This is a genomic window from Mycobacterium sp. (assembly GCF_032159765.1).
Lineage (GTDB): Bacteria > Actinomycetota > Actinomycetes > Mycobacteriales > Mycobacteriaceae > Mycobacterium.
In genome coordinates this window covers 1-11,942 of the sequence record NZ_JAVHWM010000129.1, presented here as the reverse complement: position 1 = coordinate 11,942, position 11,942 = coordinate 1, and the positions used below count along the sequence as shown (strand labels likewise).

The following is an 11,942-nucleotide window of genomic DNA, read 5'->3' as shown; positions in this document are numbered from 1 at the left end:
GGTCTAGACACTGCACGCTCGGAGATGCGGATTAAGTTGCTGCTTTTTGGCCTGATGCCCAGTCAGGCGCAGTCACCGGCGATCCGGTACGACGACGACGCGCCGTTGCCGGCTGACCGGTTCAGTGGCGCTGCGCCTGGTGAACTTTCAATGTGCTTGGGGCACGCCGAGGTTAGCGGGCATGATTCGCACCAGTGGATTTCCGCTCGGCACCATGTCCTGCCGATCTGCCACGCGGGCAGACCGATTCCGGCGCCGCGCGTCGGGTCGGCGTCGCGCACGACCGCCTGCATATGACCTAGCTCGTCGACCTCGGCCAGACCTGTGCGGAGCAGAACTCGCCGGGCGTGCATGTCAAAGGCGATGTCGGAACCCGGCACGTCTCGGATGGCGGCGCCGCAGTCCCGTCGAAGCATCTGCACGGCCATCGCCGCCTTCTGCGGTCCGATGCCGGGGATTTGACTGAGTTGGTCGTGCACGTCGCGAGCGGTGGGGTTGTTTCGCCAGATGATTTCGACGTCCCCGTGGTATCGATCGCACACGAACTGTGCCACCGACACCACCTTTGCCGACATGTCATCGGCTGACCGCATCGAGGTTGATCCGATTGCGCGCCGGACGCTTTGGTGGTCTTTCGCGATCCGGAACGGGTCGAGATGACCGAGGCGTTGCTGGAGGTCATGCGGCGCGCGCCAGGCGTACTCGGTGGGAATGCACTGGTCGAAGACGACCCCGAGGAGGAAGGCAAACGGATCGTCGAGGATGAGCTGGTTGGCCTCGGGTGTCGACGTGAAACTTGCCGGGCCGACATCCACGTCGTCCATGTCACACTCGGTGAAGTCGACGAGTGCGTGCACGACCTCAGCTCGGTAAGCCGCGACCTCTGCGCGTCCCACCGTGTCAGCGAGCCGATTCCGCGTGGATGGCGTGGCGCAGCACCCGTTGCCAGCGGGAGCGACCGGGTGGAGGAGCCGGTCGAACTCGAGGTGGTTGATCGGTATGTCGTCACGAGCCTCGTCGTAGTCAAGTTCGTCGCCCGCAGAGTGACGTCCGCGTCGGATGTCGGCGGACTCGGGGATGGGTTCGACGATGCCGAGGTCGAGTGTGTGATCGGGACTCGTTGGCGTGCGCGACGATTGGTTTTCGGTCGCTAGCCTGGCTTCGGCGAATCGTGCCTGGGTTGTCAGGGCCAATGCGCACCGCTCGAGTACCTGCAATGCCGTCCTATGCGTTGGATCGCGGAGTAAAGCGACACCGCATTGGATTATCGCCTCGGCGTGACGGGATCTGTCGAACAGGAGTTGGGCTAGGTGCACCCTGAGCACGACGGAATCGGGGGCGCTGTCGACCGCACCTGTCATCGCATCAATCAGCGGATCGTCACTCACCCGCTTCACCCTCCGGTATGCCGTAAGTCTGTGAGCGCCTTCAGGCTACTTAGCGGCGTGTCGAATCAACGCTCGGCGCGCCGGAGATACAGCAAATTTTGCCTCAAGAACGCAGTACGAATCTATTGACGACTAGGTCCGTGGTCGGTCTTCACCGCGGGAAGAGCTAAACATTCGCTTCGGATGTTTCGACTGAGACGACGTCGTCGCAGGCCACCCACTGTCCAACTCGACACGGTAGCTACCTCGCGGTGTCGCGTTCCTCGTGGAGGCGTCGCTACCCGACTCTCGCTTCTACGACGCTGAGCGGCGACGCGGTTTGCACCACCCGTGTTATCCGAAATCCAGCCTTCCCGAGCAGGTCGCCGTACTCGGCCGCCGTGCGTTCACGGGCTCCTAAATTCAGCAACATCTCCAGGTCCACCCACTTTCCAGGGAAATCACGGTGGTGTTCGGGGATGACGAACTCGATGAGCAGCACCGTGGCCCTCGCATCGGCCGCGGCGCGGACGTTCCGCAGGATCTTGATGGCCTTCTCGTCGGCCCAGTCGTGCATGATGTTCTTGAGGACATATGCGTCACCGCCGTCCGGAATTTGGTCGAAGAATGACCCTTCGGTGATATGTACCCGGTCGGCAACATTGTGCTCGCAAAACACTTTGGGGGCGTCGGCGACAACCGATGGCAGGTCATAGAGGATGCCCCGCGAATCCGGCGCCGCCTCGAGAATGGCTGCAAGCAGCGATCCGTGCCCACCACCGACGTCGACGACCGTCGCGTAGTGGCTGAAGTCGTACCCGGCGACCACGGGCGCCAGCGTCAGGTTGGAAATACTTGTCATCGTCTGATTGAAGAGTTCGGCAAGCTCGGGCTTGTCGGCGAAGTAGTCGAACGCCTCCTTACCGCGCAGACCGGGGACGACCGTATTTCCCGTCCGGATTGACTCGACGAGCTCTGTCCACCGCTCGCGTTGCTCCCGCGATCCGTAGAACTGCGCCGCATGCGTCAACGAGACGGGTGCGTCGGAACACAGTGTTCTCGCAAGCGAATTCAGCTCGTATCGGGCGTCGTGACGCTGGCGGAACACGCCCCGGCTGACCAATGCCCGCAGAAGCCTATTCAACGCGTCCGCATCCGCGCCGACCCGGGATGCCAACTCGGCGACCGGCAATGGCCCGTCAGCGAGCGCATCGGCGATACCGAGTTGGGCTGCGGCGGTGATGGATTGCGATATCCATGTGGCGACAATCATCTCCATCATGGCGGCGGGCGCGGGCACCAGCCGTTGATGAAGCCGGAGCAAGAGATGGCGAATCCGCTCCACGAGGCGGGCGAGTCTGGCAGGAGGGACCCTGCTGGTTGACGACATCACGCCCACTGGCTACGCCGGGCGAGCGCTTCGTCGCCGTTAATCAGTCTGTTGGTGGTGGCGGCCTCAAGTTGCCGGCTGATCTTCGCGGACGTGCGGCGGTGACTCACTAAGCGGAGAAATGTCGTCAGTGCCCATGTCATTGTTCGGTCCGGGATCATCGCCGCCGGCCTCAGCACGGACTCACTCCGGGACACCTGCACAGACGCCAGCCACGACACGGCCGCGACCTTGCGTCGCCTCGTCTTCTCATACCAACGGAGCGCGCGGGACACATCAATCGTCGAGCGGCCCGTGTCCTCTCGGCGGCCGGAGAGCGCTTCACACAAGACCATCGTGTCGAGGAGGGCCATATTGGTCCCCTGCGCGAGGAAGGGCGGCATCGTATGCGAGGCATCACCAAGCAATGTGACGGGACCTTGTTGCGTCCCGTCAGGAATCGGATGCCGAAAGTGCGGGTAAGGGGAAGGAGCGAGATCGTCGTCGGTCAATACCGCAAGTACTCGATCAACCGAGTCCGACCATCCCGTGAAATGAGATCGGATCATGTCGATCGGGCGTGCCGGCCTGACCGAGTCGGCCGACCATGGCAGGTCGAACCACCACTGCACCTGGGTACCTCCAGCCGGCCAGATGCCGAGGTTTCCATGCGCACCAATGACATTGAGCGCAACGTTTTTGTCGGCCAAGTCCGGCAGACTGACCAGACCCTGCCAGCTGCACCAGCCGGTCGGCTGTGCGGGCTCTGCGCCGACGACGTCTCGCACCACCGAGTGCAAGCCGTCCGCACCGATGAGCACGTCCCCCTCGGCCGTTGTGCCGTCTTCGAACCCGATACGCACGCCGTTGCGGCCCGTGAAGACGTCGACGACGCGGGAATTGCATCGGATCCGATGGGACGGAAAGCCTTCCATCAACCGATCGAGGAGAACTCGACGTGGGACCATCCGGATCGGCGCACCCATACGGTCGACCATCGCAGCCAAGTCCACAGTGCTGAGCCGGCGGCCGCTGGACAGCATGACCCGAAGTGACGACAGCAGCTCACCGGCCCCGTCCATATCGACGCCCAACTGCGCCAGAACCGTTGCGCCGTTGGACCAGATGGTCACCGCGCCGCCGCCGGGTTGCGGTTGCGGCCGCTGGTCGAAGACCGTGACGTCGTGTCCGTCGCGCAACAATCCGCGAGCAGCGGAAATGCCGCCTACACCGGCGCCGACAACGAGAATCCGAAGCGGCGCAGCCGGTTTTGCGTCCAGCGATCTGTTCACGGCCGGCCCATCCAGCTGTGAAACCGATTCTCCGGGTCGTACGCCGCACGCACAGCGTCCAGACGCGCCATGTTTTGGTCGGTAATGAACTTCGACGGGCGCCGCCCGAGATTCTCGTCAGCAAGAGCAGTGCATGTCGCTAGGTGCGACATTGCCGCCATGTTCGACCCCGCCCAGTCACCGTACCTTTCGTCGTCGGCAGGATCCTTCCAGGCGGAATAGAGCGCCATGTAGATCTCATCGTCCATGCCGCACACCATTTCCCTGCGATCGATCGACGACGGTTTCCAGCCCGTGAAAATGAAGTGCGCAGGATGCGGGGGCATGGTTTCGATGATCTTGCGGATGCCCGGTAGCAGTTCTTCGCTGGAGGCCGATGTGAACATGTTGTCGGCGATGTAGCGATGACCCTCGGGATAGTTCGTCATAATGACGCCGTACCAGTCGGCCAAAGTGGTGGGCGCATACGGCACATTGACTATCGCACGATCGACAACCGGGCATGTCCCAAGCACCGCAAGGGCTTTCGCCGCTTTCTCTTCGGACTCGGCAAACACCGGCGACGCGATGACGATACCTGGCTGGTCGAGTCCGATGCCAGGAAGACTGCGCGTAGTTAATATCTGCAGCTCGACTTGGTCGTCGACCTCGGGGACGATCGAGCGTCCCCAGGTAAATACTTCCTCCGCGAGTTCGATCGGATACACGTATAGGCACGTGCCCACGGCGGGCGGGCGCGGGTGAAGCCGAAGCGTAAAGGAGGTGACAACTCCAAAGAAGCCTGGTCCTGCGCCGCGCGCCGCCCAATAGAGGTCGGGATGATTCTCGGCGTCACAGTAGATTTGCTCACCCTCTGCGGTGACGACGTCCAGCCCGAGCACGCTCTCGCAGGCCATCCCGAGCACCTTGCTGTTCCACCCGTATCCGCCCTGCAATAGGAAGCCACCGAGGCAAATGCCTTCGCAATGGCCCGCGGGAAAGAAAAGGCCCTGCGAATCAAGCTCTTTCGCGAACTCGCTCGCGATCTTGCCCGGACCCACTTGTGCCGTGAGCCGACTAGCGTCGACGTTGCAGTGATCGAGGCGACTGACGTCGAGGAGCAGGCCACCATCGCGAAGGTGATTGGCTGCCCAGCTGTGTCCGCCCGACCGTACGCCGACCTGATGGTCATGGGCTCGTGCATAGCGGATCGCGGCGACGACGTCGTCGGCATTTTGGGCTTGCACGATCACGTCGGGAAAACGGTCCGGAACTAAGCCGTTCCATACGGTTTGTCGACGGGCCGTCTCGTATCCGTGCTCCTCACGGAGGAAGAATCTCTCGGCGGTCAGTAAAGCCATTGTGTTTCCTTGTGTTTCATCGCATGGAATCGGTGGTCAGGGCGACGCTGCCTTGGTCGAGCTGGAAAGGCTCCTGTATTTACTTGTGTGGCCGTATTCGACGCCATCCGCGGACGATGCGGTTGCGAGATAGGCGGCGACCTCACGTGCTAACGGCGTGGCGTTCAGACGGATTGCCCTGAGTGGGGCATTGGGCGGAATGCCGTATCCGATGGCGAACAGTCCGTTCCGGAGGTGGGATGCGAATCCACCGCGCGGGTTGCCGTCCTCCCCGAGAACACCAAGATGCCCCACCAGACCTTCGAGATCCGGGTTGAAGCCGGTCGCGGCGATGATCGCCTCCGGCGCAATGGAGCTGCCGTCGGCCAGAAGGATGCAGCCATTTTCGATTGCCGTGAGGGCACCGACGACCTTGACGCGACCGGCCCGCACACGGTCGATCAGCTCATCGGCCAGCGTCGGGATGCGGCCTCGTTGTTCGACTGTCGCTTTCAGCCCAAGCGGCGGCGTGCCGAAGCCCAGAGGAGATAAGTCCCCCCATAAGAGGCGGTTGAGGCGGCCGATCACTGGATCGACTGTCCTCGCGGGGACTCGGGCGAACAGCTCGAGAAAGACATCGGAGGGAATGGGTCCCATGGCCCGCCGTACCAGATGTGGCGGTGTGCGCACGGCGAGCCAAACACGGCGCGCGCCGGCGTCAGCTAGCTGGACCGCGATGTCTGCGCCGGAGTTGCCCGCGCCCACGACGAGCACGTCGCGGCCAGAATATGGCCAGGCGTTGGAGAAATCGCCGGAGTGCACGAACTCCCCGTCGAAAGAACTCATGCCGGGCCACCGAGGGATCGTCGGCGTCCGATAGTTGCCCGTGGCGAGGACGACGGCCGACGCGGGGATGTCACCCGACGATGTCTCGACGTGCCACTTGCCTGCCACGACGTCGACGCGGCTGACGTCACAACCGAGCTGCAGCGCGATGCGCTGTCGGCGGGCGTATCGGTCGAAGTAGCTAACCATGTCTTCCTTGGTGGGCCATCGGCCAGCCGTCAATGGAATCCGTTGTCCAGGAAGGTGTGACAAGAATCCGTTCGTGTTCAGGCGGAAGTTGTCATAGCGCGTGCGCCACGAAATCGCCGGTGCCGCAGCGCGGTCCAACACCAGTGGTCTCACACTGTGGTGATGCTCGAGCTCGCGCGCGACGGCGAGACCGGCCGGACCCGCACCGATCACAACGACATCGGGATTGTCGATGATTGTGGCTGTCATCGTCGCGTGCAGAGAAGACGACAGACCAACTGCGCGCGACGAGAACACACTGACGACACGGCAATCCTCCCTCTGGTCTCTTTGCTAGGAACACGATCTGAAACGGTCTTTGGTTCACGCCAACGCGCTGAACGGCGTCAATCCGATTGGTGACATGTGTCACGTGGACGATCATCGGTGGCAACGTTCAAGCGGCGCCGGATTATGAGAATCGTGCCCTCGTGCTCGTATGTGGCTGCGGTACTTGGGAAATCGCTAGATGCGCAGCTAGGGCTGCCACCGTTTGCGTCGACACAGGCAGGCAGGGTTCCTCATGATGGTGCGCAACCGCCGACGGCAATCCGATCGTGCACTGGCACGCTCCGGCGCGTCTCGATTGATGTTGTGACGTCAAGCGGGTGGAGACGGGGCTTGCCAGCAAGATCACAGGTTGAGTCGCCGATCATCAAACTGGGCAGCGAGCAGTCACCTGGAGTACGCATGCCGATCGATCTGGCCCGCACCCCGCTCGTCACCACTAAGTTGTTCGCTGACGAGCGCTGACGCGGCCAATCAGGGAGACTGCGCGTGACGACAGCTGGAGAAACGTGGGGAAACGGCCGGGGGAAGTCATAGGCGCGCTCGCGCATCGGGCGGGTCGATAAGTGGGCTGGATCCAACTGTGGTGGCGACAGCCAGATCACTATGACTGGCTGTCGGACTACCTTGCCGCCCGCAACCTAGCACTCGGGGTGCGCTTCTTGATGGTCGCAATCATGGCCAACCTGGCCGTGGCGACGTCACTCCTGGTGATCAGCCCACTAGGTCTGCAATCCACGATCCAGCGTGTAGTTGGCATCGCGGTCGTCGCCAGCCTGGTGGCGATGTCGGTAGTGTGGCTACTCACCTGGCCCACGCGGTTGTGCTCGCGGCTGTTCTCGATCACCGGGACCACAGCCATTGCCGTGGTTTGCCTCATGCAACCCAACCCGGGCACCGGACTAATGGTCTGCGCCGCATTTGGTGGCCTGGCGGGCTATGTGGCGTTCTTGCACTCCGCTCGGCTCCTGGTTTTCACGCTCGGCAGCGCATTGGCCGTTGCCCTGATATGCACCGCACGAATCTCCGCCACCGACGACCTACCAATGGCCGCGGCCAAACTGCTGTTCCTCACCACGGGGGTCCTCGCCGTACCCTTCTGCGGTCAAGTACTCGTGCACTGGCTCTCGGTCGTCTCAATGACGTCGTCGACTGATTCACTGACCGGGTTGCGTAACCGACGGGGCTTTTATCGGTCGACACCGAAGCTCGTCGCGGCGGGAAAGGGCGGGCGGCGTCTCAGCATCCTGATGATCGATCTCGATAATTTCAAGCGCATCAACGATACTCACGGGCATGCAACCGGAGACCGTATTCTCATCGAGGTCGCTGACATGTTGCGGCACGCAGGTGGCGAGGAAACGCTCATCGCGCGGGTCGGCGGAGAGGAGTTCCTGGCCGCGATGACGCTCTCCGCGCAAGAAGCGCTTCAAACCGCGGAGGCAATGCGTCAGGCCATTGCCACGGCACCTTGGGGCGTTACGGCCAGCATAGGGCTCAGTACCGTCCGACTCGCGGTAGATGACACCGACATCGGTCCAACGCTTCAGGGCCTTATCGAGGCCGCCGACCGCGCGATGTATGAGGCAAAACGCGCCGGCGGCAACCAGATTCGACACGACGATATCCCGGCGCCTGGCCACCACGGGTGAACGGCTGACCAGACCAAATATATGGTCCGGCTACCGGTAGGGTTGGCGACTAGACACCAGTCAACCGATCCTTCTGTTGGACAGCGCCAATACGCTATCGGCTCGCGGGCGCACTGCGGGGCGTCCGCGTGTCACTTTGCCGCGGACGCGAGCGCTTCCTCCAAGCCCTTTTGCACATCGTCCAAGATTCTTTCCAGCTCTCGGGGGCTGAGCTCCACCTTGGGATCTCCGGCACGGCCGACCATCTTGTTCCATGCGTGCTCCGTGCGGCTCCACGGCATCTTGGCCGCGAACGCGCCCATGATGCCGCCGGCGACAAGGTTCGTGACGATGTGCTCGATGAACTGCACCCAGGTCGTTTCCGATGTGACCAACCCGCGTAGGTCGCCGAAGATCCCCTGAATGACATTGCCCAGGCCGCCGACGAGCGCGTCGTTGATCCGCTGTCTGACAGCGTTTTCACCGAGCTTTGCCATGACCTCCTTGCTGATCGAACTCGCGATCTTGGCCGTAAGCTTTTCAGTCACGCCAGGCAACACCTTCGCGGCTAGTGCCGCACCCGCCGCGTTCAGACCGGTGTCGAGGATGATCTTGATAGCAGCCTCGCCGATCTTCTCCTCGCCACCAATTGCCTGCGGTACGTGGGTTGCAAGGCTACCTAGCAGTGCTGTGCCGCCCCCGGAAATCGCTGATGCGGCAACGACGCCCACTTCGGTTGCGGCCATCAAGGCCGCGCCGCCCGCCACCGAGGCCACCGCGAATGCTGCAGTTTGGGTGATCTCGAGCAACGTGATGGTCGTCTCGCCGCCGCCGTAGAGGGCGTTCATGTATGTGTTGTGGTGGTCGACCGCTTCGTTGACCGCGGCCTCGGCGAGGGCTAGCCTCTCGGTCGCCGCAACGATGTCGTTGCCGTCCAGCGCCGCCCATGCCTCCTCGACCTGAGCCTGGGCAGTGTCGAGCACACCGTCGTCCAACGCGCCGCCGCTGAAGTATTCGCAGAACCAACTGATCACTCGGTGCTGCTCGTTGAGCAGTCTGATAGTGCCCCAGTTGTCGACTAGAAGCAGATATTTGTTTTTGAGCGAGAAACCTTCTCCATCGCGCAGCTTGTTCGTCAACTGGCTTTTGAAGTCGTTCAGCTCGGCCTTGGTCATGACGTAGGTCCGACCCTGATAGTCGAACCGGTAGCGCTCTTCAGTTTCGCTGTCGCCTCCGCTCGGAGCCGGGACGGCGGGGTCTTGGCCGGAATGATTCTGACGTTGAATGCTGGCGTGCCCGGGGCGCGCGTACTGGGAACCGACGAGCGGGGATGCTCGTCCGGCCGCATATGGCGGGCCAACGCGGGCTCGCATGACGTGTCTGGTAACCGTCGCGTTGCCGGTCAAGCGCTGCAGGGCGATGATCGTCCGCGCGTCGAGGGGATGAGCGCGAGCGACGGCGGGCTGCGAATCACGATCTGACGGCGCCTTCGTGTCGGGAGGGGTCGCCTCACTCGCCCCGCTCCCGGCCACGCACTGCAACGCGATTATCGTCCGGGCATCGAGGGCATCAGCGTCGTCGACCTCGGGCACGAGCTCGCTCTGCGCAGGCACCTTTTTTTCGAGTTGTGATGCGACAGGATCACCGCTGGCACGCGTTGAGTCATTCATGACTGCTCCTACCGACCGTGAAAAGCTGTCGGTACCAGCTCCATATTTCCGAGCCTGTGCGTTCGGTGTGAGGCGCCTAGGGGCGACCTTCGGGGCAATCTTGATTCCCTATCGGGCATGACCGAGCCCTTGGCGCGGAAATCAACTCTGAAGCGCCGTCGGTCGTTGACAGCTTCCGGCGGGTTAATAGAGCGTATCCGTTAGGCACGCCCACACAGCGGCCCCGCCTCGATGGAGAGGAATTAATATGCGCGCCATCCAAATTGAACAGTTCGGCGACCCCGCGCAGGTGCTCCGCCTCGTCGACATCGAGGAGCCGCCGCCACCGGGTCCGCATGAGGTTCTGTTGGGCGTTGAGGTCTCGCCGTTGAACAAACACGACCTACTGGTTATCGCCGGCATGCTGGCGCGACCACCCCTGCCCCACATACCAGGCGCGGAGGGGGTCGCCCGCGTGCTTGCCACTGGCGCCGAGGTCGATGGACTTCACGTCGGCGATCTGGTCGTGCTACCCCTGTATGCCGGTGCGTGGCGTGAGCGCCTCGTCCTGCCCGCCGACGGCCTGTTCGCACTCCCGCCCGGCGGCGACATCGAGCAGTACTCGATGCTGGGCAGCAACCCCCCGACGGCAGGGTTGATGCTCAGTGAATGCACCCCGCTGCAGCCCGGTGACTGGGTGGTTCAGAACGCCGCGAACTCCGGTGTGGGACGGTCATTGATCGCGCTAGCCAAACTTCGTGGACTGAAGACGATCAACCTAGCCCGTGACGACGCAACGTTCGCCGAGCTCACAGCAGCCGGGGCCGACGTGGTCCACGTCGATGACCCCGATACGGTCGGCGATGTTCGAGCACTGATCGGCGACGCGCGAGTGGCGCTGGCAGTGGAGGCCGTCGGTGGTGCGGGGGTGGCGCGGCTGCTCGAATTGCTGTCCGACGGTGGATGGTTGGTCAGCTATTCCTGGGCCAGGGACGAACCCATGTGGGTCGACACCTCGACACTGGTCGGCAAGCACCTCACCGTCCGCGGATTCTTTGTCGGCGACTTCGACCACCGCGACAAGGTGGTGCCTGTCATTCGTGAGGCGGCACCGCTGGTGGCCGACGGCACCCTCGTTGTCCCCGTGGCCGGCGTGTACCCCCTCGAGCACATCCAGGACGCGGTGCAACATCTCCTCCGTGGCGGCAAAATCCTGCTGAAAGTGGCGTAACACTCCCAGGCACAGCACGTTACGCTCAAGCCCTCATAGACCGTCCTGCCTGCGAACGCCATCTGTAAACAGACTGTATGCACATGTCTCCGAAACGCTCCCAATCGCACCAACGCAAAATTCGGAGTACCTACGGATCAGAAGGTTGGGGACCAATTGGGGACCACACGTTATGCGCGGTGATGAACGACCTGCGTGTCTGTGCACGCCTCGCATCGCCGCAAACCGACGGGCACTTGTGGTGACCAGCGGAAACGCGTTACCGCGATTTACTAGGGTCAAGTGGTCGGAATGACAGGCCACCGACGGCTTCTCCACGGACGTGTCACATCGTTGTGACAAGCGGGTGCGAATCGGGTGAGCCGACCGGAGACGGCTTGAGAGGCTTCGTGCTGGTCAAGCAGCCACGAAAGCCGTTACAACACAAGGAAATTCGGCTAATTGCCGACTGGGGGTCAAGTGATCGCAAGTTCGAATAGCGGCATCTATTGCCCGTCATCGTCCCAGCCCGCCCCGGCGCGCCCGGTCGGCAAAGGCGTCGAGTGCTGCGATGACCTCTGGCGAGCGCCAGACGCGGCTGCGTGTGCCCGAGCTCGTCTCGATGATGATGCCTGCCCCCGACAAGGGTTCGAGGTATCGGCGCGCGTGCTTCGACTCGATGCCCAACTCCTCGGTCAGCAGTGCCGTATTGATGACCGGGCGGCGCAGTAGAAGATCGGCGA

8 protein-coding genes and 1 pseudogene are annotated in these 11,942 nt (G+C 62.7%); 2 read left to right on the top strand and 7 right to left on the bottom strand.

What is annotated here, in order from left to right; translation table 11 throughout:
* Positions 1 to 62: 62 nt before the first annotated feature.
* The 5 genes from QOH60_RS14195 to QOH60_RS14175 all read right to left on the bottom strand — a co-directional run bounded on the left by QOH60_RS14195 (position 63) and on the right by QOH60_RS14175 (position 6,631).
* Positions 63 to 1,388, bottom strand: coding sequence for a hypothetical protein (locus tag QOH60_RS14195; protein ID WP_526421338.1), 1,326 nt, complete (start codon positions 1,386 to 1,388; stop codon positions 63 to 65).
* A gap of 277 nt (positions 1,389 to 1,665) precedes the next feature.
* The gene (locus tag QOH60_RS14190) at positions 1,666 to 2,757 is read right to left on the bottom strand and encodes a methyltransferase (RefSeq protein WP_526421340.1); all 1,092 of its coding nucleotides are present in this window, start codon (positions 2,755 to 2,757) and stop codon (positions 1,666 to 1,668) included.
* Entirely contained in the window at positions 2,757 to 4,028 is a 1,272-nt protein-coding gene (locus QOH60_RS14185; protein WP_526421336.1) for an FAD-dependent oxidoreductase, read from the bottom strand. The genes QOH60_RS14190 and QOH60_RS14185 overlap by 1 nt, the downstream gene beginning before the upstream one ends.
* Positions 4,025 to 5,368, bottom strand: a complete 1,344-nt coding sequence (locus QOH60_RS14180; RefSeq protein ID WP_526421334.1) for an FAD-binding oxidoreductase — start codon at positions 5,366 to 5,368, stop codon at positions 4,025 to 4,027. Before QOH60_RS14180 ends, QOH60_RS14185 begins: the two co-directional genes overlap by 4 nt.
* A gap of 36 nt (positions 5,369 to 5,404) precedes the next feature.
* Positions 5,405 to 6,631: a flavin-containing monooxygenase gene (locus tag QOH60_RS14175; RefSeq protein WP_526421332.1), complete on the bottom strand. Its 1,227-nt coding sequence runs from the start codon at positions 6,629 to 6,631 to the stop codon at positions 5,405 to 5,407.
* 644 nt (positions 6,632 to 7,275) lie between these two features.
* On the opposite strand from QOH60_RS14175, the gene QOH60_RS14170 reads away from it, so the two are divergent.
* On the top strand, positions 7,276 to 8,361 hold the full coding sequence (locus QOH60_RS14170) for a GGDEF domain-containing protein (protein ID WP_526421330.1): 1,086 nt from the start codon (positions 7,276 to 7,278) through the stop codon (positions 8,359 to 8,361).
* A 131-nt stretch (positions 8,362 to 8,492) separates the two neighbouring features.
* On the opposite strand, the gene QOH60_RS14165 is transcribed toward QOH60_RS14170, so the two are convergent.
* Positions 8,493 to 10,010: a hypothetical protein gene (locus QOH60_RS14165; RefSeq protein ID WP_526421328.1), complete on the bottom strand. Its 1,518-nt coding sequence runs from the start codon at positions 10,008 to 10,010 to the stop codon at positions 8,493 to 8,495.
* 247 nt (positions 10,011 to 10,257) lie between these two features.
* Between QOH60_RS14165 and QOH60_RS14160 the strand changes: the two genes are divergently transcribed.
* Positions 10,258 to 11,220: a zinc-dependent alcohol dehydrogenase family protein gene (locus QOH60_RS14160; RefSeq protein WP_526421326.1), complete on the top strand. Its 963-nt coding sequence runs from the start codon at positions 10,258 to 10,260 to the stop codon at positions 11,218 to 11,220.
* Positions 11,221 to 11,715: 495 nt separating this feature from the next.
* Here QOH60_RS14160 and QOH60_RS14155 read toward each other — a convergent pair.
* Positions 11,716 to 11,942: pseudogene (locus QOH60_RS14155) on the bottom strand (Fic family protein); the annotation flags it as partial.

Coding starts and splice junctions, on each gene's coding strand:
- QOH60_RS14165 (WP_526421328.1), bottom strand. CDS start 10,010: ATGAATGACTCAACGCGTGCCAGCGGTGATCCTGTCGCATCACAACTC.
- QOH60_RS14190 (WP_526421340.1), bottom strand. CDS start 2,757: ATGTCGTCAACCAGCAGGGTCCCTCCTGCCAGACTCGCCCGCCTCGTG.
- QOH60_RS14160 (WP_526421326.1), top strand. CDS start 10,258: ATGCGCGCCATCCAAATTGAACAGTTCGGCGACCCCGCGCAGGTGCTC.
- QOH60_RS14180 (WP_526421334.1), bottom strand. CDS start 5,368: ATGGCTTTACTGACCGCCGAGAGATTCTTCCTCCGTGAGGAGCACGGA.
- QOH60_RS14175 (WP_526421332.1), bottom strand. CDS start 6,631: ATGACAGCCACAATCATCGACAATCCCGATGTCGTTGTGATCGGTGCG.